The sequence below is a fragment of the Streptomyces sp. NPDC053432 genome (assembly GCF_055585365.1).
On record NZ_JBVJKF010000009.1, the window covers coordinates 237,992 to 259,627 of the forward strand.

Genomic DNA, 21,636 nt, shown 5'->3' on the forward strand with positions numbered 1-21,636 from the left:
GGATGGGAGCCATGAGCACCCGTACCGAGAGCGTGGACACCCCCGCGGGCGAGGCCCGCGTCACCTGGCACACCGCCCCGGAGGCCAGGCTCGTACTCGCCGTGAGCCACGGGGCCGGCGGCGGCATCGAGGCCCGCGACCTGCAGGCGCTCGCCGCCGCCCTCCCGGCGCAGGGCGTCACCGTGGCCCTCGTGGAACAGCCCTGGCGGGTCGCCGGCAAGAAGGTCGCCGCCGCGCCCAAGGTGCTGGACGAGGGCTGGCGCGCGCTGTGGCCGGTCCTCGCGGCGCCCGGCCTGCCGGTGGTCGCGGGCGGCCGCAGCGCCGGGGCCCGGGTGGCGTGCCGCACCGCCGCCGCACTGGGCGCGGCCGGGGTGCTGGCGCTGGCCTTCCCGCTGCACCCGCCGGGCCGCCCCGAGAAGTCCAGGGCCGACGAGCTCACCGGGGCCGGGCGGCCCACCCTCGTGGTCCAGGGCGGCCGGGACCCCTTCGGGCGGCCCGAGGAATTCCCCGCGGGAGGGCACGAGCTGGTGGCCGTTCCCGGCGCCGACCACGGCTTCGCCGTGCCGAAGAAGGCCGGTGTCCCCCAGGACGAGGCCCTCGCGATGATCACCACGGCCGTCGGGAAATGGCTCCGGGCGCTCCCCGTGTGAGATCGCCGAAACCCGTTCCCCGGGCGGGAATGCGCCGCCGCGCCCTTCTGTTGTGCCGGATGTCGGTACGTACGGGAAATCGTCGGAGGAGAGGGAGCGCATGACCCAGGTCATCAGCCAGAGCCGGACGCATGCCGTTGACCTGGACTGGACGGTTCTGCCGGGGCCCAAGCGCAGTGAGCTTCGGGCGGCGGAGGGCCGGGAAGGTCGACTATTCTCCGATTCGAGCGGGTCCGCTTTCGGAGCCGCCACGCTGTCGGAGGAGGTGGGTCCTGTCGCTGGGACCGACGAAGGCCACGCGGAGGAGACGACCCCGGAGCGCAACGCGCGCTTCGAACGGGACGCCCTCGGCTACCTCGACCAGATGTACTCGGCCGCGCTGCGCATGACGCGCAATCCGGCCGACGCCGAGGACCTGGTCCAGGAGACGTACGCGAAGGCATACGCGTCCTTCCACCAGTTCCGCGAGGGCACCAACCTTAAGGCGTGGCTGTACCGCATTCTGACCAACACGTTCATCAACTCCTACCGCAAGAAGCAGCGCGAGCCCCAGCGCAGCGCCGCGGAGGAGATCGAGGACTGGCAGCTGGCGCGCGCCGAGTCGCACATGTCGACGGGCTTGCGGTCCGCCGAATCGCAGGCGCTCGACCACCTGCCCGATTCGGACGTGAAGGAAGCGCTCCAGGCCATTCCGGAGGAGTTCCGCATCGCGGTCTACCTTGCAGACGTAGAGGGCTTTGCGTACAAGGAGATCGCCGACATCATGGGTACACCCATCGGTACGGTCATGTCACGACTGCACCGTGGCCGCCGTCAACTCCGCGGAATGCTGGAGGACTATGCCCGTGAGCGCGGGCTGGTACCCGCCGGCGCGGGAGAGTCGAACGACCGGAAAGGCTCGGGCTCATGAGTTGCGGAGAGCCGCACGAGACGGACTGCTCTGAGGTGCTTGACCACCTTTATGAGTTCCTCGACCACGAGATGCCGGACAGTGACTGCACGAAGTTCGAGACCCACTTCGGCGAGTGCAATCCCTGTCTGGAGAAGTACGGCCTTGAGCAGGCCGTCAAGAAACTGGTCAAGCGCTGCTGCGGGTCGGACGACGTGCCGACCGACCTGCGGTCGAAGGTCATGGGCCGGATCGAGCTGATCAGATCGGGGCAGGCCGTTCCCGAACACGACGTCACGGCGGAGAATCCGGTCACGGGCTGACCCGGCCCGCCCTCCGTTTGAACAACCGCCCCCGGAAGGCCACTTCGTTCACCCGAAGGTGTTAATCCGGGGGCGCCCGCTCGGCGCAATCCGAAAATGTGGCCCACTTCGCGCGGGGCCCCACTTATTCTCCCCAACCGGTACTGGTTTGATTCGGTACCGGGTGTGCACGGCACAGGGGAGGAGAGCGCCATGCGGGTACTTCCGCCGGTGGCGCGCGTGTACATCGTGTGCGCCGTCCTCGGTGCCGTCGCGTGCTGCGCGCCCGCCTTCACGGATTCCGCCACGCCCTGGCCCGCCGTGGCCACGCTCGCCGTGCTCTACCTCGGCTGCGAACTCGTCAAGGTCCGTCGCCTGCTCGGCAGCCGCGTCCCCGACGGCATCGGCGCCTTCTTCCCGGTCCTGCTCGCCGCCGTCTTCCTGCTCCCGCCCGCCGCCGCCGCGCTCGTCGCGCTGCCCGGCGGGCTCGCGGGCACCGTCGTCCAGCGGCCCGCCGTGGTGCGGCGCGTCTGGCACGGGGCGCAGCACGCGACAGCCGCCTGGGCCGCCGGGCAGACGTACGGGCTGCTGCGCGGCCCCGCCGCCCTGGGCGGGCCGGCGCGCACGGATCCGGTGTCCGCGGGCTCGGGCCCGCCCGGCTGGGTCGCGGACTTCCCCTACGTGCTGCTCCCCGCGGCGGTCGCTGCCGTCGCCTTCTGCCTGGTGCTCACCGCCCTCGACGGGGCCATCCTGGCCGCCGCGGAGCACCGGCCGGCCGCCACGGCCTGGCGCGGCCTGCTCACCCGCTCCCTGGCCCCGCACTGCGTCCACGGCCTCGCCGGACTGATGATGGCCGTCATGTGGCGCAGCCCGTACGGCCTCCCGGCCGCGCTGCTGGTGCTGCTGCCGATGTACATCTCCTGCTGGGTCTTCGCCCAGTACCACCGCGAGCGCGCCGCCCACCGGGCCACCATCCGCGCCCTCGTCCAGGCCGTCGACATCAAGGACCGGTACACCCGCGGCCACAGCGAGCGGGTCGGCCAGGCCTCGGCGATGATCGCCCGCGAGCTGGGCATGGCCGAGGACCGCCTCGAAGTCGTCCGCATCGCCGGGATCCTGCACGACGTCGGCAAACTGGGCGTCCCCACCAGGCTGCTGCGCAAGGACGGGCCGCTCACCCCGGAGGAGCGCCGGATCATCGAACTGCACCCCGAGTACGGACACGAGATGGTGCGCGGCATCGGCTTCCTCGACGAGGCCAGGGCGGCGATCCTGCACCACCACGAACGGGTCGACGGCTCCGGCTACCCGTACGGTCTGACCGGCGAGCAGATCCCGGTGCTGGCCCGGGTGGTCGCCGTGGCCGACGCCTTCGACGCGATGACCTCCACCCGCTCCTACAGCCGGGCCCGGCCGGTGGCGACCGCGCTCGCCGAGCTGGAGCGGTGCGCGGGGGCCCAGTTCGACGCGGCGATGGTCGGCGCCCTCGCCGAAGCCATCGGCCGGCACGGCTGGCACCCGGTGGTCACCTCCGACGAGGACCTCCAGGTGCTCCCGGGCGGCGTCCCCGCGGCCCATGCTCCCGCCGGCCGTGCGCCCGCCGCAGGGGCGGACCCGGAACACGGCGCCCTGGCCGCCATGCCGGCGCAGGGCACGACACCGCCGTCCGGCGGGGCCGCCGGCCCGCAGCCCCGGGCCGGGGCCGGGGCCGTGGTGCGGGGTTCCCGGGACGGGCGCGCCGGGACGGCCCCGCCGCTCCCCGGCGACACGGGCGGCGGCGGGGCCGGTGTCCCGGCCGACGGCGCCCGGTGAGGGCGTCGGCCGTGTGGGGCGTGCGGGGGGCCGCCGGGGTGCTCACCGCCGTCGCCCTCGGGCACACCCTGTGGAACGGCGTCCACGAGCCGGGCGCCGCCCTGGCCTTCGGCGTCATGATCACCGTCGGCGAGCTCGCCCGCAGGGACCCGGGGGCCGGCCGGCCGGACGAGGGCGCGGGCGTCCGACCCGCCCCCCTCGCCTCCGCCGGGGCCCTCGCCTACGCCCTGCTCGGCCAGAACGCCGGGCAGCCCACCCACCACGGGGTGCTCCAGATCGTCGCCGTCGTCGTCGCGGCCGCGCTCGCCGGGATCGTCCCGCACGTCGCCCGCGGGCGCGGGCCGGCCCTCGACCACCTGTCGCGCCGGGTCCTCACGGTCGCCTTCGCGGCCGTCTGCTTCCAGCCGCTCCACAACTCGGGCCGGCTGGGGGAGTGGGGCGGCCACGGCCCGTACCTCGTCGTCTTCCTGCTCTGCATCCTGGGCCTCACCGCCCTGTGCGACGCCGTGCTCGCCGCGGCGCTCGCCGGTGGCCGGACCGGCTGGCCGTACGGGCCGCTGCTGCGCGACGAGCTGAGGGCCCAGCTGGGCATCGGCGCGGCGATCTGCGCCACCGGCGTCGTGGTGGCGCTCGGCGTGGCCGTCGCGGGGCTGTGGGCCGTCCCCGTCTTCAGCGTGCCCCTGCTGCTCACGCAGCTGTCCTTCCACCGGATCGCCGCGATCCGCACCACCTACCGCCAGACGATCACCTCCCTGGCCCGCGCCACCGAGATCGCCGGCTACACCCGGCCCGGCCACTCCCGCCGCGTCGCCGCCCTGAGCTGCGCCGTCGGCCGGGAGCTGGGGCTGTCGGAGCGGGAGCTCACGGTGCTGGAGTACGCCGCGCTCATGCACGACATCGGGCAGCTCTCCCTCGTCGACCCGGTCCCCGACGGGGCCACCGCCGAGCTGCCCGCCGCCGAGGCCCGCCGCATCGCCGAGCTCGGCGGGGAGGTGGCCCGCCAGACCGGGGTGCCGGCCGAGGTCGCCGTGGTGGTGGAACGGCAGGCCGACCCGTACCGCGAGCAGCCCGTCGCCGCCCGGATCGTGCGCGTGGTGAACGCGTACGAGGACCTCACCGGCGCCGCGGGCGGGGGCCGTCACCCGGGCGGCTCACTGGCCGCCCTGGAGCAGTTGCGGCTGGGCACCGGGCGGGACTACCAGCCCGAGGTCGTGGAGTGCCTGGCGAGGGTTCTGGCCAGGAGTGGACGTGACAGAGTTGTTCCTGTACCACCGGGGTAACCCATGGGTAATGAGCGGCCGTCCGAGTGGGCATGGTTGGATGCCAGTAAGAGCGACCGTGAGAGTGTCCGCAAGGCTGCACCAGAGTCCCCCAGCCACCGCTGGGAGGTGCCCCCAGGCAGGCGGGAATCGTGAGGATCTTCGGGAAGGTACGGCATAGGCCCTCCGCCTCGTGGCGGCAGGCCACCGACCGCGCGTTCACGCTGATCGGCGACGGTCGGTACGAGGACGCGGGTGCGCTCCTGACCAGGGCAGCGGACCTGGAACCCTGGCTGTCCGAGTCCTGGTTCAACCTGGCCCTGCTCCACAAGTTCCGGCACGACTGGGAGCAGGCGAGGGCCGCCGGGCTGCGCGCCGTGGCCCTGCTGGACCGCGAGACGGGCGCCCCGGACTGGTGGAACGTCGGGATCGCCGCCACCGCGCTCCAGGACTGGCCGCTGGCGCGGCGGGCCTGGCAGGCGTACGGGCTGAAGGTGCCCGGCGACGCCGGCGCGGGCAGCGGCAAGCACAGTGGTGAGCCGGTCGGCATGGAGCTCGGCAGCGCCGCGGTCCGCCTCTCGCCCGAGGGCGAGGCCGAGGTGGTCTGGGGCCGCAGGCTGGACCCGGCCCGGCTGGAGGTCCTCTCCATCCCGCTGCCCTCCTCGGGGCGGCGCTGGGGCGAGGTCGTGCTGCACGACGGGGTCCCGCACGGCGAGCGGATCACCGCGGCCGGCCCCTCGTACCCGGTCTTCGACGAGATCGAGCTGTGGGCGCCGTCGCCGGTGCCCACCTGGGTCGTGCTCCTGGAAGCGGCGAGCGAGACCGACCGGGACGCGCTGGAGCAGCTCGCCGCGGACGCGGGCTTCGCCGCCGAGGACTGGTCCTCGTCGGTCCGGCTGCTGTGCCGGACCTGCTCGGAGAGCGAGATGCCGAGCGACGAGGGCGACGGCGAGCACCTGGACCCGCACGACCACAGCGAACCGGGGCACCCCGGCCCGCTGGGACACCGCACGGCCGGTTCCGGCTCGCTGTGGGTGCCCGAACGCGAATGCGGCATCGCGGCCCCGCCCGGCCTCGTGCGCGGTCTGCTCGACGGCTGGGTCGCCGACAGCCCGGACACCCGCGAGTGGCGGGATCTCGAAGAAGTCTGCTGAGCAGGGGCCGTAGGCTGTACGGGCACATCGGTGACTTACGGAAGGCGTACGGCGGACATGGCGCAGCAGGAGAACGAGGTTGTTGGCGAGCTCGTGAACGACGGGTACGTCGTGGACACCGAGGACTGTGCGGAGCGCGAACTGGCCCACCGCGAGCGCGGCACGGCCCGCCCCATCACGGTGGTCGGCAACCCGGTCCTGCACCGCGAGTGCAAGGACGTCACCGAGTTCGGCGAGGAACTGGCGCAGCTGATCGACGACATGTTCGCCAGCCAGAAGGCCGCCGAGGGCGTGGGCCTGGCCGCGAACCAGATCGGCGTGGACGCCAAGGTCTTCGTCTACGACTGCCCCGACGACGACGGCGTGCGCCACACCGGTGTCGTGGTCAACCCCCGGCTGGTGGAGCTGCCGGCCGGGACCCGGGTCCTGGACGACTCCAACGAGGGCTGCCTGTCGGTTCCGACCGCCTACGCCTCGCTGGCCCGCCCGGACTACGCCGAGGTCACCGGGCAGGACGCCCAGGGCAACCCGATCAAGGTGCGCGGCACCGGCTACTTCGCGCGCTGCCTCCAGCACGAGACCGACCACCTGTACGGCTACCTGTACATCGACCGGCTCTCGAAGCGCGACCGCAAGGACGCCCTGCGGCAGATGGCGGAGGGCACCCCCCGCTACGAGACCGTTCCCAACGACTGACGCCTCGCCGGGCCCCAGCCCGTGTCGGTGGCCGGGGCTTCGGTGGTCGTGCGGGCGACGCGGGACATGTGGCCCCCTCGGGCGGGTGTGAGTGGTGGGGCCGGACCGCCGCGCGGGGCGGCCGGGCCGGGCGCAATCACCGTACGCCGCCGCCCGGCTACGCACGGGTCCGGTTCAAGCCAACTCGGGGCCGCCGCGATCCGGTCAGGCGACGGCCCGGGGGCCGCGGAAGGCACGCCTGAAGGAGTTCGGGGTGGTGCCGAGCGTCCGCAGGAAGTGGTGGCGCAGGGCGGCCGCGTTGCCGAAGCCGCAGTGGCCGGCGATCGCGTCGACGGTCTCGTCAGTGGTCTCCAGCAACTCCTGGGCGAGCAGCACCCGCTGGCGCAGCACCCACTGGTAGGGGGTGGTGCCGGTCTCCTGGAGGAAGCGGCGGGCGAAGGTGCGCGGTGACATGTGCGCGCGCTCCGCCAGCTGCTCGACGGTGATCTCCTCCTCCAGGTGGCGGGCCATCCACGCGATCACCTCGCCCACCGTGTCGCAGGCCGTGCGCGGCAGCGGCCGCTGGATGAACTGGGCCTGGCCGCCGTCCCGGTGGGGCGGCACGACCATCCGCCGCGCGATGGTGTTGGCCACCTCCGCGCCCTGCTCCTGCCGTACGACGTGCAGGCACGCGTCGATCCCGGAGGCGGTGCCGGCCGCGGTGACGACCTGGCCCTCGTCCACGTACAGCACGTCGGGGTCGACCAGGGCGCGCGGATAGCGGCGCACCAGCGCGGGCGCGTGCATCCAGTGCGTGGTGCAGCGGCGGCCGTCGAGCAGCCCGGCCGCACCCAGCATGAAGGCGCCGCTGCACACGCTCAGCAGCCGCGCGCCGCGCGCCACGGCCCGGTCGAGCGCGCCCAGCAGCGCCTCCGGGTAGTCCCGGGTGGGGGCCTCCCGGTCGGCGGGCAGGCAGATCAGGTCCGCCTCCTCCAGCCGCTCGGGCCCGTGGGGGAGCGTGAGGGCGAAGTGGCCGTCGCCGGCGGGCAGCGGGTTGTCCTCGACCGCGCAGACGGCGAAGTCGTACACCGGCAGGCCCATCGCGCTGCGGTCGATCCCGAAGACCTCGCAGAAGATGCCCAGTTCGAAGGGGGCGACCCCGTTGACCACGGCCACGGCGACGTTGTTCAGAGGCATGGGTCCAGTGTGGCAGTAATTCGCTCTTTCATGACAGTCCTGCCACTGTCCGGTTTTCGCCGCTCTCGCGAGAGTGGAGCCATGACCACGCTCCTGAACCACCTCGTCGTCCTCGCCGTCGCGGCCCTCCTCGCCGGCCCCTCCCTGTACGCGCTCGCCCGCGAACGCACGATCGACCGGCAGCTGCGCGAAGCAGCCGCCGGCCGATCGGAGGCGAAGGAGTGCGAGCCCTCGAAGGCTCAGAAGTCCTCGTCCAGGTCGACGGTCCCCTCGACCGCGACCTGGTAGGCCGACGGGCGGCGCTCGAAGAAGTTCGTCAGCTCCTGGACGCCCTGCAGCTCCATGAAGGAGAACGGGTTCTGCGAGCCGTACACCGGCGGGAAGCCGAGGCGGACCAGGCGCTGGTCGGCGACGCACTCCAGGTACTCGCGCATCGACTCGGTGTTCATGCCCGGCAGACCGTCGCCGCACAGGTCGCGGCCGAACTGGAGCTCCGCCTCGACGGCCTCCTTCAGCATGTCGGTGACCTGCTGCCGCAGCTCCTCGTCGAAGAGCTCCGGCTCCTCCTTGCGGACGGTGTCGATGACCGCGAAGGCGAAGTCCATGTGGCAGCTCTCGTCGCGGAACACCCAGTTGGTGCCGGTGGCCAGGCCGTGCAGCAGACCGCGGGAGCGGAACCAGTACACGTACGCGAAGGCGCCGTAGAAGAACAGGCCCTCGATGCACGCGGCGAAGCAGATCAGGTTCAGCAGGAAACGGCGGCGGTCGGCCTGCGTCTCCAGCCGCTCGATCTTCTCGACCGAGTCCATCCACTTGAAGCAGAACTGCGCCTTCTCACGGATCGAGGGGATCTCCTCGACCGCGTCGAAGGCCGCCGCGCGGTCGTCCGGGTCGGGCAGGTAGGTGTCGAGCAGCGTCAGGTAGAACTGGACGTGCACGGCCTCCTCGAACAGCTGGCGCGACAGGTACAGGCGCGCCTCCGGGGAGTTGATGTGCTTGTAGAGGGTGAGCACCAGGTTGTTCGAGACGATCGAGTCGCCCGTCGCGAAGAACGCCACCAGACGGCCGATCATGTGCTGCTCGGCCGGGGTCAGCTTCGCGAGGTCGGCGACGTCCGAGTGGAGGTCGACCTCCTCCACGGTCCAGGTGTTCTTGATGGCGTCCCGGTAGCGCTCGTAGAAGTCGGGGTAGCGCATCGGGCGGAGCGTGAGCTCGAAGCCCGGGTCCAGGAGGTTCTTGTCGGACTGGGTGTTGCTCATTACTGGCAGGCCTCGCAGGACTCGGGGTTCTCAAGGGAGCAGGCCAGCGCATCGGCGTCGACGGCCTGGGGGAGCGCCACCGGGGTGGCGGCCTGCGCGGCGCGGGCGATCTTCGTCGCCGGGCGCGAGCGCAGGTAGTACGTGGTCTTCAGGCCCTGCTTCCAGGCGTACGCGTACATCGAGCTGAGCTTGCCGATGGTGGGCGTCTCCAGGAACAGGTTCAGCGACTGCGACTGGTCGAGGAACGGCGTACGGGCCGCCGCCATGTCGATCAGGCCGCGCTGCGGGATCTCCCACGCCGTGCGGTACAGCTCGCGCACCTCCGCCGGGATCCAGCCGAAGCCCTGGACCGAACCGGAGGAGTCGCGCAGCGCCTCGCGGGTCTGGGCGTCCCACACGCCGAGCTGCTTCAGCTCCTCCACCAGGTAGCCGTTGACCTGGAGGAACTCGCCCGACAGGGTCTCGCGCTTGAAGAGGTTGGAGACCTGCGGCTCGATGCACTCGTACACGCCGGCGATCGAGGCGATCGTCGCCGTCGGGGCGATCGCGAGGAGCAGCGAGTTGCGCATGCCGGTCTTGGCGACGCGGGCGCGCAGGGCGTCCCAGCGCTCCGGCCAGTTCAGCTCGGTCTCGTAGTGGTCCGGGTGCAGGACGCCGCGCGCGGTGCGGGTCTGCTGCCACGCGGGCAGCGGGCCGCTGCGCTCGGCGAGGTCGCACGAGGCCTCGTACGCGGCCAGCATGATGCGCTCGGAGAGCTTCGTGGACAGCGCCTTCGCCTCGGCGGAGTCGAAGGGCAGCTTCAGCTTGAAGAAGACGTCCTGGAGGCCCATGGCGCCCAGGCCGACCGGTCGCCAGCGGGCGTTGGAGCGGCCCGCCTGCTCGGTCGGGTAGAAGTTGATGTCCACCACGCGGTCGAGGAAGGTGACGGCGGTGCGGACGGTCTCGTCGATCCGCTCCCAGTCGATCCCGCCGTCCACGACGAAGGCGCCGAGGTTGACCGAGCCGAGGTTGCAGACGGCGGTCTCCCCGTCGTTCGTGACCTCGATGATCTCGGTGCACAGGTTGGAGGAGTGGACGACCGTGCCGGGCTCGGCGGTCTGGTTCGCCGTGCGGTTGGAGGCGTCCTTGAAGGTCATCCAGCCCTGGCCGGTCTGCGCGAGGGTGCGCATCATCCGGCCGTACAGGTCGCGGGCGGGCATGGTCTTGCGGGCCAGGCCCGACTCCTCGGCCTTGCGGTAGGCGGCGTCGAACGCGTCGCCCCACAGGTCGACCAGCTCGGGGACGTCGGCCGGGGAGAACAGCGACCAGTCGGCGTCGGCGTTCACGCGGCGCATGAACTCGTCCGGCACCCAGTGGGCGAGGTTCAGGTTGTGCGTACGGCGCTGGTCCTCACCGGTGTTGTCGCGGAGCTCCAGGAACTCCTCGATGTCCGCGTGCCAGGTCTCCAGGTAGACGGCGGCGGCGCCCTTGCGGCGGCCGCCCTGGTTCACGGCGGCGACGGAGGCGTCCAGCGTCTTCAGGAACGGCACGATGCCGTTGGAGTGGCCGTTGGTGCCGCGGATCAGCGAACCGCGGGCGCGGATGCGGGAGTACGAGAGGCCGATGCCGCCGGCGTGCTTGGAGAGGCGGGCGACCTGGTGGTAGCGGTCGTAGATCGAGTCGAGCTCGTCCAGCGGGGAGTCCAGCAGGTAGCAGGAGGACATCTGCGGGTGCCGGGTGCCGGAGTTGAAGAGCGTGGGGGAGGAGGGCAGGTAGTCGAGGCGGCTCATCAGCCGGTACAGCGAGGCCACCTCCTCGACGGCCCGGACGCTCTCGTCCGCGGCGAGGCCGCAGGCCACGCGCAGCATGAAGTACTGCGGGGTCTCGATCACCTGGCGGGTGAGGGGGTGGCGCAGCAGGTAGCGGCTGTGCAGGGTGCGCAGGCCGAAGAAGCCGAAGCGGTCGTCCGCGCCCTCGGCGAGGGAGTGCTCGACCAGCGAGTCCAGCCGGGCCGCGTGGGCGCGGACGAACTCGGCCGTGCGGTCGGCGATGAGGCCCTCGCGGTGGCCGACCTCGACGGAACCGGAGAAGGAGGTGGAGCCCTGGCCGGCGGCCTCGTCGCGGACGGCCAGCGTCAGCAGCCGGGCGGCGAGCTTCGAGTACGCCGGGTCCTCGGAGATCAGGCCCGCGGCGGCCTCGGTGGCCAGGCCGCGCAGTTCGGCCTCGTCGGCCGTGGAGCTGCGGCCGCGCAGCGCGGCGGCGGCCACCCGGCCGGGGTCGGTGTCGGGGAGGTCCGCCGTCAGTTCGGTGAGGGTACGCAGCAGCGCGGCCCCCGGGCCCTCGGTGTTGTCGCCAGAAACGGACTCGGCGCGCGGTGCGGAAGGCGCGATGGTCACGGCGGGAGCTCTCCCTCGCTCGGCCCGGGCGACGGCGGGCGGACGCGGGGGAGCGCGTGCGGGCGTGGCAGGTACGCGTAACACCGCACGGCGTCCACCGGCCCAACCTCGAAGCCCGGACGTATCGGCACCCGGTTCGGTCGACCCGGGTGCACCGTCGGCAGGTCCTCGGACTTTTCATACCGTTGCGGGACAGTTCCGGATTCGCACCGGATTCCCCTGCGGCGACAGCGAGGATGAGCATACATGTGGGGGCCGCGTCCTGCGCGACCCCCTAGATGTTGTGTCGCTGCGGTTACAGCTCCAGACGGTAGGTGAGCAGGGTCAGCCCGGGAACGGGCGCCCAGTCCCGCTCGGGCGTGCGGACGAAACCGAGCCGTTCGTAGATCCGTTGGGCGCCCTGCATGCCGCGCTGGGTCGAGAGCACCAGGTGCGTGACGCCCTCCAGCTCCCGGGCCCGGGCCATGCAGGCCCGCACCAGGGCCTCGCCCGCGCCGCGTCCGCGCGCCTCCCGGGAGACGGCCAGCATCCGGAACTCCGCCTCGCCGGGCCCGGCGATGTCGGCGAGCGGGCTCCCGGGCGGGGCGAAGGTCACCCCGCCGAGCACGGCCCCCTCGTGGGCGGCCACGAGCACCTCGCCGTGGGCGGCCCGCCCGGCGACGTCGCGCAGCACGCCCGCGTAGAACGCCTCGCCGGAGCCGAGGAGCCCGTCGCCCAGGTAGGCCTGCGCGGTGATCTCGCCGAGCTGTTCGTATTCGGCGGGTCGGGCCGCCCTGATCAGGATGTCCATGCGGTCGAGTGTGCCGGACGGGTGTCGGCGGTCGGCGCTATCGTCGGAGGCAGCACCGTCGAGGAAGGCGAGCGAGGCATGACCGTCATGACCGAACGCCCCCACATGACGACCGAAGCGTTCGAGCACCTGGCCCGGATAGCGGCCCGCGAGGAGGAGGGGCTGCGACTGGAATTCATCGGTGGGGTGCTGAGGAGCAAGGCCATGCCTGACGGGGACCACGGGCGGATCATCGTATGGCTGTCGCGGATCTGCATCCAACACCGTCCGGGGTTCTGGCTGCACGCCGGGCAGGGGATCAAGGCCGAACAGCACCGGGAAGGGCGCGCCATTCCGGATGGGGTCCTGGCACACGAAGACGCCTTCGTCGGGCAGGGCGACTGGGTGGATCCGAACTCGATCCTGATGGCCGTCGAGGTGACCTCGTGGGACTCCGACACCGAGCGGCGCGACCGGGTCGAGAAGCCGCGCGCCTACGCGGAGACCGGTATCCCCGTGTACCTGCTCATCGACCGGCTCAAGTGCCAGGTTCTCGTTCACAGCGACCCTGACGGCGAGCGCTACGAGACCGTCCGCACCGTTCCCTTCGGCAGGGAAGTCAACCTTCCCGAGCCCGTCGGGATCACCCTCCGGACCGAGCCCCTCAAGGACTGGGTGCGCTGACGAACGGCGAAGGGCCCCGCCGTACTCGGCGGGGCCCTTCGGGCTGCGCTCAGCAGCAGCGGAAGCCCTCGCGGGGGTCCGCCTCGCGGGCGTCCGTGCGGGCGCGTTCGAACTCGCGCCGGGTGGGGACGGCCGCCTGCGGGTCGTGGGACCGGGCGTGGGCTACGTACCGGTCGTAGGCCGCCTCGCCCGAGAACTCCCGTACGAAGTACCGGACGCGGGCCAGCGCGTCGCGCACGCTCACGACGCCGCCGGTTCCTTGGCCCGTCCGCCGCCCGAGTCCAGGCCCGCCGCGGCGAGCTCGGCCCGTTCGGCCGCGGTCGGGATCAGCCCGGCCGGGGCGACGATCTTCGACTCGGTCCACGGGACCTCGGACAGCCGCACCGACTCCGGGTCGGAGACCGCCTTGAAGCAGGTCCGGGCGGCGTCGGCCAGCACGATGATGATCAGTGCCGCGAACAGTGCCGACAGCACGCCGTCCACCGTGGCGTTGGTGACCACGGTGTGCATGTCGTCCATGGTCTTGGCGGGCGGCAGCACCTTGCCCGCGTCGATCCCGCCCTGGTACTTGTCGCGCTGCGCGAAGAAGCCGACCTTCACGTCGTCCGAGAAGACCTTCTGGTAGCTCGCGGTCAGCGTCACGGCCACGTCCCATGCCAGCGGAACGCCGGTCACCCAGGCCCACTTGAGCCGGCCGGACTTGACCAGCAGCGTGGTGCAGACGGCCAGGGCGACGGCGGCGAGGAGCTGGTTCGCGATGCCGAACAGCGGGAAGAGCTGGTTGATGCCGCCCAGCGGGTCCTTGATGCCGACCCAGAGGAAGTAGCCCCAGCCGCCGACGACGACGGCGCTGGCGATCCACACGCCGGGCTTCCAGCTGACGTCCTTGAAGGACTTGTGCACGTTGCCGAGGGTGTCCTGGAGCATGAACCGCCCCACGCGGGTGCCCGCGTCGACGGTCGTCAGGATGAACAGCGCCTCGAACATGATGGCGAAGTGATACCAGAAGGCCTTCATCCCCGCGCCGCCGATCACGGACGAGAAGATCTCCGACATTCCGAGTGCGAAGGTCGGCGCGCCACCGGTGCGGGAGAGCAGGCTCGCCTCCTCGACGTCCTTGGCGGCCTGCGCGAGCGCCTCCGGGCTGATCGCGAAGCCGAAGTGGGTCACCGCCTGCGAGGCGCTCTGGACCGTGGTGCCGATGACGCCGCCGGGGGAGTTCACCGCGAAGAACAGACCGGGATCGATGATGGTGGCCGCGATCATCGCCATGATGGCGACGAACGACTCCGTGAGCATCGCGCCGTAGCCGATGACCCGGACCTGGGTCTCCTTCTGGATCATCTTCGGGGTGGTGCCCGAGGAGACCAGCGAGTGGAAGCCGGACAGGGCCCCGCACGCGATGGTGATGAAGACGAAGGGGAACATCGACCCGGCGAAGACCGGGCCGTCGCCACGGGCCGCGAAGTCGGTGACCGCGGGCATCTTCAGGGTCGGCATGGCGATGACCACGCCCAGCGCCATCAGTGCGATGGTGCCGACCTTCATGAAGGTGGAGAGGTAGTCGCGGGGCGCGAGAAGCATCCACACCGGCAGCACCGACGCGACGAAGCCGTAGCCGATCATCCAGATGACCAGCGTCTCCTTCTCCAGCGTGAAGGTGGACGCCAGCGAGGACTCGGCGACCCAGCCGCCCGCGACGATGGCGAGGAGCAGCAGCGCGACGCCGATGACGGAGACCTCGGTGACCCGGCCCGGCCGCAGTACGCGCAGGTAGAAGCCCATGAAGAGGGCGATCGGGATGGTCATGCCGATGGAGAAGACGCCCCACGGGGAGTGCGCCAGGGCGTTCACGATGACCAGGCCGAGCACGGCCAGCAGGATGATCATGATGGTGAACACGGCGACCAGGGCGGCGGCTCCGCCGATCGGGCCGATCTCGTCACGGGCCATCTGGCCGAGGGAGCGGCCGTCGCGGCGGGTGGAGAAGAACAGCGTGACCATGTCCTGGACGGCGCCGGCGAAGATGACGCCCGCGACGATCCAGATGGTGCCCGGCAGGTAGCCCATCTGCGCGGCGAGCACGGGGCCGACGAGCGGGCCGGCGCCGGCGACGGCGGCGAAGTGGTGGCCGAAGAGCACCCGGCGGTCGGTGGGGTGGAAGTCGACACCGTTGTCGAGGCGTTCGGCGGGGGTGGCCCGGGTGGCGTCCACCTTCAGCACGCGGTTCGCGATGAAACGCGCGTAGAAGCGGTAGCCGATGGCGTAGGAGCCGACCGCGGCCGCGAGCAGCCAGGCGGCGGAGATCTCCTCGCCGCGGGAGAGGGCGAGCACGCCCCACCCGGCGGCGCCGACGAGTGCGACGAGCACCCATACGGCGACGGACTTCGGAGAGGGCGAGCCGGGTGTGGTGCCCGGACTCGCCACGTCCCGTTGTGTCCCTGTTGCTTCCGGTTCGGCCATGACCCTCGTCCCCTCGTCGATCATCTGCGTAAGCGCAGGGAATCTACGGGGGATCGGCCGGTCAGCGTAAGACCCCGTCCGTATAACGGTATGGGCACGGCGACTGCCGGACGCCCCTCGTCAGACGGCGGGGCGCTTCAGCCTGGCGACGAACTTGTAGCGGTCGCCGCGGTACACGGACCGCACCCACTCCACCGGCTCGCCGTCGGCGTCCAGGGAGTGGCGGGAGAGCATCAGCATCGGCAGGCCGACGTCGGTGCCGAGCAGGCCGGCCTCGCGCGGCGTGGCCAGCGAGGTCTCGATGGTCTCCTCCGCCTCGGCCAGGTGCACGTCGTACACCTCGGCCAGGGCGGTGTACAGCGAGGTGTACTTGGCGAGCGAACGGCGCAGTGCGGGGAAGCGCTTGGCCGAGAGGTGGGTGGTCTCGATGGCCATCGGCTCGCCGCTGGCCAGGCGCAGCCGCTCGATGCGCAGGACCCGGCCGCCGGTGTTGATCTTCAGTAGCCCGGCGAGGGTGTCGTCGGCCGTCACGTAGCCGATGTCGAGGAGCTGGGAGGTCGGTTCCAGGCCCTGGGCCCGCATGTCCTCGGTGTACGAGGTGAGTTGCAGCGCCTGGGAGACCTTGGGCTTGGCGACGAAGGTGCCCTTGCCCTGGATCCGCTCGAGCCGTCCCTCCACGACCAGTTCCTGGAGGGCCTGGCGGACGGTGGTCCGCGAGGTGTCGAATTCGGCCGCGAGCGTGCGCTCGGGCGGGACCGGGGTCCCGGGCGGCAGTGTCTCGGTCATGTCGAGCAAGTGCCGCTTGAGTCGGTAGTACTTGGGTACACGCGCCGTGCGAGTGGCCGCCCCGCCTTCCGGCTCCGTGATCGCCCCTTCGGTGGCCATCGCCGCCCGCCTTCCCGACTCCAGTTTCGCTGCCGTCACCGGCTCCTCCGATATGTGCGGTCACATCGTGACACGTGCGGGGGGACAGGCTTTCTCTCTGTCCAGGTGTCGGTCCGATAACGGACCGGACACCCGCTCATTAGACCCTTGACACCCCTAAAGGTCTAGGCCAAGCTCCAGCTACTGGTCTACACCAATATGGATCGGATCCCGGCCCCACGGGCAGTACTTGGTACGTCACCGCGGCGGGCGAGGGAAGTTGCAGGCAGCATCCCCGAGGAGGGTGGCGTGAAGCGCAAGCTCATTGCGGCGGTCGGTGTCGCGGGCATGATGGTCGGAGTCGCGGCGTGCGGCAACGGCGGCGACGACAAGGGGAAGGCCGACGCGGGTGGCGCCAAGGAGATCACCGTCTGGGTGATGGACGGTTCCGCGCCCAAGGCCTGGCTCGACGAGGTCAACAAGGAGTTCTCGGCCAAGCACCCCGGTGTCACGGTCAAGGTCGAGGAGCAGAAGTGGACCGGCATCCAGGAGAAGGTCACCACGGCCCTTTCCGAGAACAACCCGCCGGACGTCCTTGAGCTCGGCAACACCCAGACCGCCGGCTACGCGGTCACCGGCGGCCTCGCCGACCTGACCAAGGACAAGGCCAAGCTCGGCGCCGACGCCTGGTCCAAGGGCATGATGGCCTCGTCCGAGATCGACGGCAAGCTCTACTCCGCTCCCTGGTACGCGGCCAACCGCGTCGTCGTCTACGACAAGAAGGCCTTCGAGAAGGCCGGCGTCACCGCGCCCAAGACCCGCGACGAGTGGGTGGCCGGCCTGGAGAAGCTGAAGGCGGCCGACCCGGCCACCCAGCCGATCTACCTGCCCGGCCAGAGCTGGTACGTCCTCGCCGGCTTCATCTGGGACGAGGGCGGCGACCTGGCCGTCAAGGACGGCGGCAAGTGGAAGGGCCAGCTGGGCACCCCGCAGGCCGCCTCCGCGATGGAGTTCTACAAGAAGCTCGCCTCCTTCTCCACCGCCCCGAAGGACAAGGACGAGGCCACCCCGCAGCAGTCCACCGACATCATCCCCAAGGGCGGCGTCGCCTCCTGGATCGGTCTCGGCTGGGAGGCCTCCGGAGCGGAGAAGGCCCTCAAGGACGCGGGCAAGGAGGCCGACTTCGGCTTCTTCCCGATCCCGGGCAAGACCGCCGACAAGCCCGGCACCGTCTTCCTCGGCGGCTCCAACCTCGCCGTGGCCGAGCGCTCCAAGAACAAGGAGCTCGCCAAGGAGTGGCTGGCCCTCGCCGCCGGCAAGGACCAGATGACCAAGTACGCCGCCGAGACCAAGGGCGCGCTGCTCCCGAACCAGGCGGGTGCGAACTTCGCCCCCGCCGCGGGCTCCTTCGCCGAGTCGATGGCCAAGGCCGGCGCCAACGGCAAGATCACCCCGGTCACCGCGGGCTGGGCGAACGTCGAGACCGAGCCGAACCCCGTCAAGGAGTTCATGACCAAGGTCCTGAACGGTGAGGACGCCGCCAAGGCCGGCGCCGCCGCCGACGCGGAGATCACCAAGCGCATCAACAAGTAACACCCCGCAGTACCGCAGCAAGCACTACCCAGCAGTGTGAACGCACCGGGGGGCACGGCAGGCGCCCAGACGCCTGCCGTGCCCCCGGTCGCGCATTTGACTCCACAGTCAACCGCGAGGAAGCCAGCCATGACCGTGCACTCCCAGGGAGCGGCGACCAGCGCTCCAGAGGACGCACCACTCGAGTCCGCCGGACGGCCCGAGGCGAACGCCACCCGGACCGGCCCCAGTCGTCCGTCTCCTCGCGGGGGCAGAAAGCCGCTCCCCTCGGGGTGGCTGCCCTACCTGCTGATCGGGCCCGCGGTGCTCAGCCTCGCGACCCTCCTGCTCTACCCGCTGATCAAGAACGTGATCCTGTCCTTCCAGGACATCAACAAGATCGAGTTCATCCAGCGGAAGTACCCCTTCGCCAGCTTCGCCAACTACACCGAGCTGCTCGGCGACTCGAACTTCTGGACCGTCGTGGTCCGCAGCTTCGCCTTCACCCTGGCCAACGTCGCACTGATCATGGTCCTCGGCAGCCTGATAGGCATCCTGCTGAACAAGCTCGGCAAGTGGATGCGCCTGGTCCTGTCGATGGCGCTGGTAATGGCCTGGGCCATGCCGATCGTCGCCTCCGTACAGGTCTTCAAGTGGCTGTTCGACGAGCAGTTCGGCGTCATGAACTGGGTCATGCGCAGTGCTGGCTTCTCCGGCTACGAGCAGCACAACTGGATGGCGACCGGCCTGTCCACCCTGGTCATCGTCACCGTCCTGGTCGTCTGGGGCTCCATCCCCTTCGTCGCGCTCAACATGTACGCCGGACTCACCACCGTCGGCGCCGAGCTGTACGAGGCCGCGCGGATGGACGGCGCCAACGGCTGGCAGACCTTCTGGAAGATCGTCTTCCCGAACCTCAAGCCCTTCTTCCTCATCACCACGTTCCTCGAGGTGATCTGGGTCTTCAAGGCCTTCACCCAGGTCTACGCGATGAACAAGGGCGGCCCCGACCGGGCTTCCGAGATCCTGCCTGTCTTCGCCTACGTCGAGGGCCAGAGCCAGGCCCACTACGGTCTCGCCGCCGCGATCTCCGTCCTGACGATCCTCATCCTCGTGATCGTCATGTCCTTCTACTTCCGCCTGATCCTGAAGCAGGAGGAGGAGCAGTGAGCACGACCACCGCCCCGAAGGCGCCCGCCCCGCAGTCCGCGGGCACCCGGCCCGCGCCCGCGCAGAAACTCCGTACGCGCCGCCCGCTGCGCCCCGGAGCCGTCGCCAGGAACCTCGGCGCGCTGCTGCTGGCCCTGGTCTTCGTCTTCCCCGTCTACTGGATGTTCTCCTCGGCGCTCAAGCCGTCCGACCAGATGCTGACGAAGGACCCCGTCTTCGTCTTCACCCCGACGCTGGACAACTTCGCCAAGGCCACCGGGGTCGAGAACTTCTGGACGTACGTCACCAACAGCGTCCTGGTCACCGTCGGCGCCGTCCTGCTGGCCCTGCTCGTCGCCCTCGCCGCGAGCTTCGCCATCGCCCGCATGAGGTTCAGGGGCCGCAAGGGGCTCGTCCTCACGGTGATGATGGCCCAGATGGCCCCCTGGGAGGTCATGGTCATCGCGATGTACATGATCGCCCGCGACGGCGAGATGCTGAACAGCCTGCCGCTGCTCACCGCGATCTACTTCGTGATGATCCTGCCCTTCACCATCTGGACCCTGCGCGGCTTCATCGCCGCCGTCCCGGTGACCCTGGAGGAGGCGGCCCAGATCGACGGCTGCACCCGCGGCCAGGCCTTCCGCAAGGTGATCTTCCCGCTGCTGGCCCCCGGACTGATGTCCACCTCGCTCTTCGGCTTCATCACCGCCTGGAACGAGTTCGCGATGGTCCTGATCCTCAACAAGGACAAGACCGCCCAGACCCTGCCGCTGTGGCTGACCGAGTTCATGACGGCCTTCGGCAACGACTGGGGCGCCACCATGGCCGCGTCCTCGCTCTTCGCGGTCCCCGTCCTGCTGATCTTCATCTTCCTCCAGCGCAAGGCCGTCGGCGGCATGACCTCCGGCGCCGTGAAGGGATAACGGCACCATGACTGTCCTTGCGCACCGCACAGACACGCTGACGAGGGACGCCCTCGCGGTCCTCCAGCCCGGCTTCGAGGGCACCACCGCCCCCGCCTGGCTGCTGCGCCGGCTCGGCGAAGGCCTCACCGCCGTCGGCCTCTTCGGCCGCAACATCGCCTCGCCCGAACAGCTCGCCGCGCTCACCGCGCAGCTGCGCGCCGAGCGCGACGACGTCCTCGTCGCCATCGACGAGGAGGGCGGCGACGTCACCCGCCTCGAAGTACGCACCGGCTCCTCCTTCCCCGGCAACCTGGCCCTCGGGGCCGTCGACGACACCGCGCTGACCCGCGAGGTCGCCCGCGAGCTGGGCCGCCGCCTCGCCGAGTGCGGGGTCAACCTCAACTGGGCCCCGTCCGCCGACGTCAACTCCAACCCGGACAACCCGGTCATCGGCGTACGGTCCTTCGGCGCCGACACCCACCTCGCCGCCCGGCACACCGCCGCCTACGTCGAGGGCCTGCAGGCCGCCGGCGTCGCCGCCTGCACCAAGCACTTCCCCGGCCACGGCGACACCAGCGTCGACTCGCACCACGCGCTGCCGCGCATCGACGTCGACCTCGCCACCCTGGCCGCACGCGAACTGGTCCCGTTCAAGGCGGCGATGGAGGCCGGGACCAAGGCCGTGATGAGCGCGCACATCCTGGTGCCCGCCCTCGACCCGACCCGCCCGGCCACGCTCAGTCCGCAGATCCTGACCGGCCTGCTGCGCGGGGAGCTCGGCTACGAGGGCCTCATCGTCACCGACGGCATGGAGATGAACGCCATCGCCGGGACGTACGGCATCGAACGCGGCTCCGTGCTCGCCATCGCCGCCGGCGCCGACGCCATCTGCGTCGGCGGGGGACTCGCCGACGAGGCGACCGTCCTGCGGCTGCGCGACGCGCTGGTCACGGCGGTGCGCGAGGGCACGCTCGCCGAGGAGCGGCTCGCCGACGCCGCCGCCCGGGTGCGCTCGCTCGCCGAGTGGACCCTCCGGGCGAGGCCGGACGCGCGGCAGGAGGGGAGCCGCGCGTCCGGCATCGGCCTGGAGGCCGCCCGCCGGGCCCTCGTCGTCACCGGCGGGGCGAAGCCGCTGAGCACCCCGTACGTCGCCACGCTCGCCCCCGTCGCGAACATCGCCGTGGGTGACGAGACGCCGTGGGGCGTGGCCGCGGAGCTGGCCTCGCTGCTCCCGGGCACGGAGGCCGGGGTCTACCCGCAGGGCGCCACGGCCGCGGAGGTCCTGGCGGCGGCGGGGGAGCGCCCGGTCGTCGCCGTGGTCCGCGACGCGCACCGGCACCTGTGGATGACGCGGGCCCTGGACGCGCTGGTCGCGGCCCGGCCGGACACGGTGGTGGTCGAGATGGGCCTGCCCCGCGCGGAGCCGCGCGGGGCACTGCACATCGCCACGCACGGCGCCTCGCGCGTCTGCGGACGGGCGGCGGCAGAGGTCATCGCGGGGGTGGCCGCGGGGGGCTGACCCCCGCTGCCGCGGATACGGCCGAGGGGGGGGGGGGAGGGGGGGGGGGGGGGGGGGCGGGGGGGGGGGGGGGGGGGGGGGGGGGGGGGGGAAAAAGGGGGGGGGGGAGGGGGGGGGGGGGGGGGGGGGGGGTACG

20 protein-coding genes and 1 riboswitch are annotated in these 21,636 nt (G+C 71.4%); of the genes, 13 read left to right on the top strand and 7 right to left on the bottom strand.

Annotated features, from left to right (window positions below; all coding sequences use genetic code 11):
- Positions 1-11: 11 nt before the first annotated feature.
- From ACZ6Y1_RS17795 to def, 7 genes are all read left to right on the top strand, one after another.
- Positions 12-650: an alpha/beta hydrolase family protein gene (locus ACZ6Y1_RS17795; RefSeq protein ID WP_469629812.1), complete on the top strand. Its 639-nt coding sequence runs from the start codon at positions 12-14 to the stop codon at positions 648-650.
- A gap of 265 nt (positions 651-915) precedes the next feature.
- On the top strand, positions 916-1,560 hold the full coding sequence (locus ACZ6Y1_RS17800) for a sigma-70 family RNA polymerase sigma factor (protein WP_030709911.1): 645 nt from the start codon (positions 916-918) through the stop codon (positions 1,558-1,560).
- Entirely contained in the window at positions 1,557-1,862 is a 306-nt protein-coding gene (gene rsrA, locus ACZ6Y1_RS17805; protein ID WP_376659124.1) for a mycothiol system anti-sigma-R factor, read from the top strand. The genes ACZ6Y1_RS17800 and rsrA overlap by 4 nt, the downstream gene beginning before the upstream one ends.
- Positions 1,863-2,054: 192 nt before the next feature.
- Entirely contained in the window at positions 2,055-3,653 is a 1,599-nt protein-coding gene (locus ACZ6Y1_RS17810) for an HD-GYP domain-containing protein (protein ID WP_469629817.1), read from the top strand.
- Between the two features lie 11 nt (positions 3,654-3,664).
- Positions 3,665-4,933 carry an HD-GYP domain-containing protein gene (locus tag ACZ6Y1_RS17815; protein ID WP_469629820.1) on the top strand — a complete coding sequence of 423 codons (1,269 nt, stop codon included), beginning with the start codon at positions 3,665-3,667 and terminating at the stop codon, positions 4,931-4,933.
- 131 nt (positions 4,934-5,064) lie between these two features.
- Complete coding sequence (locus ACZ6Y1_RS17820; RefSeq protein WP_469629822.1) at positions 5,065-6,066, top strand: tetratricopeptide repeat protein; 1,002 nt, start codon at positions 5,065-5,067, stop codon at positions 6,064-6,066.
- Positions 6,067-6,123: 57 nt separating this feature from the next.
- Positions 6,124-6,762 (top strand): peptide deformylase, encoded by a 639-nt coding sequence (def, locus tag ACZ6Y1_RS17825; protein ID WP_469629826.1) that lies wholly within the window; start codon positions 6,124-6,126, stop codon positions 6,760-6,762.
- A gap of 204 nt (positions 6,763-6,966) precedes the next feature.
- Here def and ACZ6Y1_RS17830 read toward each other — a convergent pair whose 3' ends face one another.
- On the bottom strand, positions 6,967-7,938 hold the full coding sequence (locus tag ACZ6Y1_RS17830) for a helix-turn-helix domain-containing protein (RefSeq protein ID WP_469629829.1): 972 nt from the start codon (positions 7,936-7,938) through the stop codon (positions 6,967-6,969).
- Positions 7,939-8,019: 81 nt separating this feature from the next.
- On the opposite strand from ACZ6Y1_RS17830, the gene ACZ6Y1_RS17835 reads away from it, so the two are divergent.
- Positions 8,020-8,226 (top strand): hypothetical protein, encoded by a 207-nt coding sequence (locus ACZ6Y1_RS17835; RefSeq protein WP_469629832.1) that lies wholly within the window; start codon positions 8,020-8,022, stop codon positions 8,224-8,226.
- On the opposite strand, the gene ACZ6Y1_RS17840 is transcribed toward ACZ6Y1_RS17835, so the two are convergent.
- The 3 genes from ACZ6Y1_RS17840 to ACZ6Y1_RS17850 all read right to left on the bottom strand — a co-directional run bounded on the left by ACZ6Y1_RS17840 (position 8,178) and on the right by ACZ6Y1_RS17850 (position 12,362).
- Positions 8,178-9,197 (bottom strand): ribonucleotide-diphosphate reductase subunit beta, encoded by a 1,020-nt coding sequence (locus ACZ6Y1_RS17840; RefSeq protein WP_469629835.1) that lies wholly within the window; start codon positions 9,195-9,197, stop codon positions 8,178-8,180. The genes ACZ6Y1_RS17835 and ACZ6Y1_RS17840 overlap by 49 nt on opposite strands.
- Complete coding sequence (locus ACZ6Y1_RS17845) at positions 9,197-11,572, bottom strand: ribonucleoside-diphosphate reductase subunit alpha (RefSeq protein WP_469629838.1); 2,376 nt, start codon at positions 11,570-11,572, stop codon at positions 9,197-9,199. Before ACZ6Y1_RS17845 ends, ACZ6Y1_RS17840 begins: the two co-directional genes overlap by 1 nt.
- A 154-nt stretch (positions 11,573-11,726) precedes the next feature.
- Positions 11,727-11,803: riboswitch (adenosylcobalamin-variant (AdoCbl-variant) riboswitch) on the bottom strand.
- A 64-nt stretch (positions 11,804-11,867) separates the two neighbouring features.
- The gene (locus tag ACZ6Y1_RS17850) at positions 11,868-12,362 is read right to left on the bottom strand and encodes a GNAT family N-acetyltransferase (protein WP_469629841.1); all 495 of its coding nucleotides are present in this window, start codon (positions 12,360-12,362) and stop codon (positions 11,868-11,870) included.
- A 78-nt stretch (positions 12,363-12,440) separates the two neighbouring features.
- Between ACZ6Y1_RS17850 and ACZ6Y1_RS17855 the strand changes: the two genes are divergently transcribed.
- Complete coding sequence (locus ACZ6Y1_RS17855) at positions 12,441-13,025, top strand: Uma2 family endonuclease (RefSeq protein WP_469629843.1); 585 nt, start codon at positions 12,441-12,443, stop codon at positions 13,023-13,025.
- 49 nt (positions 13,026-13,074) lie between these two features.
- Here ACZ6Y1_RS17855 and ACZ6Y1_RS17860 read toward each other — a convergent pair whose 3' ends face one another.
- The 3 genes from ACZ6Y1_RS17860 to ACZ6Y1_RS17870 all read right to left on the bottom strand — a co-directional run bounded on the left by ACZ6Y1_RS17860 (position 13,075) and on the right by ACZ6Y1_RS17870 (position 16,373).
- Complete coding sequence (locus ACZ6Y1_RS17860; RefSeq protein WP_469629846.1) at positions 13,075-13,269, bottom strand: YbdD/YjiX family protein; 195 nt, start codon at positions 13,267-13,269, stop codon at positions 13,075-13,077.
- Positions 13,266-15,488, bottom strand: a complete 2,223-nt coding sequence (locus ACZ6Y1_RS17865; RefSeq protein ID WP_469629997.1) for a carbon starvation CstA family protein — start codon at positions 15,486-15,488, stop codon at positions 13,266-13,268. Before ACZ6Y1_RS17865 ends, ACZ6Y1_RS17860 begins: the two co-directional genes overlap by 4 nt.
- 120 nt (positions 15,489-15,608) lie before the next feature.
- The gene (locus ACZ6Y1_RS17870; RefSeq protein ID WP_215146782.1) at positions 15,609-16,373 is read right to left on the bottom strand and encodes a GntR family transcriptional regulator; all 765 of its coding nucleotides are present in this window, start codon (positions 16,371-16,373) and stop codon (positions 15,609-15,611) included.
- A 288-nt stretch (positions 16,374-16,661) separates the two neighbouring features.
- Between ACZ6Y1_RS17870 and ACZ6Y1_RS17875 the strand changes: the two genes are divergently transcribed.
- The 4 genes from ACZ6Y1_RS17875 (at position 16,662) to ACZ6Y1_RS17890 (ending at position 21,500) form a co-directional block, all read left to right on the top strand.
- Positions 16,662-17,945 carry an extracellular solute-binding protein gene (locus tag ACZ6Y1_RS17875; protein ID WP_469629850.1) on the top strand — a complete coding sequence of 428 codons (1,284 nt, stop codon included), beginning with the start codon at positions 16,662-16,664 and terminating at the stop codon, positions 17,943-17,945.
- A gap of 129 nt (positions 17,946-18,074) precedes the next feature.
- The gene (locus ACZ6Y1_RS17880) at positions 18,075-19,094 is read left to right on the top strand and encodes a carbohydrate ABC transporter permease (protein WP_469629853.1); all 1,020 of its coding nucleotides are present in this window, start codon (positions 18,075-18,077) and stop codon (positions 19,092-19,094) included.
- A gap of 86 nt (positions 19,095-19,180) precedes the next feature.
- Positions 19,181-19,999 (top strand): carbohydrate ABC transporter permease, encoded by an 819-nt coding sequence (locus tag ACZ6Y1_RS17885; protein WP_469630000.1) that lies wholly within the window; start codon positions 19,181-19,183, stop codon positions 19,997-19,999.
- A 7-nt stretch (positions 20,000-20,006) separates the two neighbouring features.
- The gene (locus tag ACZ6Y1_RS17890; protein WP_469629856.1) at positions 20,007-21,500 is read left to right on the top strand and encodes a glycoside hydrolase family 3 protein; all 1,494 of its coding nucleotides are present in this window, start codon (positions 20,007-20,009) and stop codon (positions 21,498-21,500) included.
- Positions 21,501-21,636 lie beyond the last annotated feature (136 nt).

Excerpts from the sequence above, each read along its gene's own strand:
- ACZ6Y1_RS17835 (WP_469629832.1), top strand. The coding sequence starts at position 8,020 with ATGACCACGCTCCTGAACCACCTCGTCGTCCTCGCCGTCGCGGCCCTC.
- def (WP_469629826.1), top strand. The coding sequence starts at position 6,124 with ATGGCGCAGCAGGAGAACGAGGTTGTTGGCGAGCTCGTGAACGACGGG.
- ACZ6Y1_RS17810 (WP_469629817.1), top strand. The coding sequence starts at position 2,055 with ATGCGGGTACTTCCGCCGGTGGCGCGCGTGTACATCGTGTGCGCCGTC.
- ACZ6Y1_RS17855 (WP_469629843.1), top strand. The coding sequence starts at position 12,441 with ATGACCGTCATGACCGAACGCCCCCACATGACGACCGAAGCGTTCGAG.
- ACZ6Y1_RS17795 (WP_469629812.1), top strand. The coding sequence starts at position 12 with ATGAGCACCCGTACCGAGAGCGTGGACACCCCCGCGGGCGAGGCCCGC.
- ACZ6Y1_RS17880 (WP_469629853.1), top strand. The coding sequence starts at position 18,075 with ATGACCGTGCACTCCCAGGGAGCGGCGACCAGCGCTCCAGAGGACGCA.
- ACZ6Y1_RS17865 (WP_469629997.1), bottom strand. The coding sequence starts at position 15,488 with ATGGCCGAACCGGAAGCAACAGGGACACAACGGGACGTGGCGAGTCCG.
- rsrA (WP_376659124.1), top strand. The coding sequence starts at position 1,557 with ATGAGTTGCGGAGAGCCGCACGAGACGGACTGCTCTGAGGTGCTTGAC.
- ACZ6Y1_RS17830 (WP_469629829.1), bottom strand. The coding sequence starts at position 7,938 with ATGCCTCTGAACAACGTCGCCGTGGCCGTGGTCAACGGGGTCGCCCCC.
- ACZ6Y1_RS17850 (WP_469629841.1), bottom strand. The coding sequence starts at position 12,362 with ATGGACATCCTGATCAGGGCGGCCCGACCCGCCGAATACGAACAGCTC.
- ACZ6Y1_RS17840 (WP_469629835.1), bottom strand. The coding sequence starts at position 9,197 with ATGAGCAACACCCAGTCCGACAAGAACCTCCTGGACCCGGGCTTCGAG.
- ACZ6Y1_RS17890 (WP_469629856.1), top strand. The coding sequence starts at position 20,007 with ATGACTGTCCTTGCGCACCGCACAGACACGCTGACGAGGGACGCCCTC.
- ACZ6Y1_RS17870 (WP_215146782.1), bottom strand. The coding sequence starts at position 16,373 with ATGGCCACCGAAGGGGCGATCACGGAGCCGGAAGGCGGGGCGGCCACT.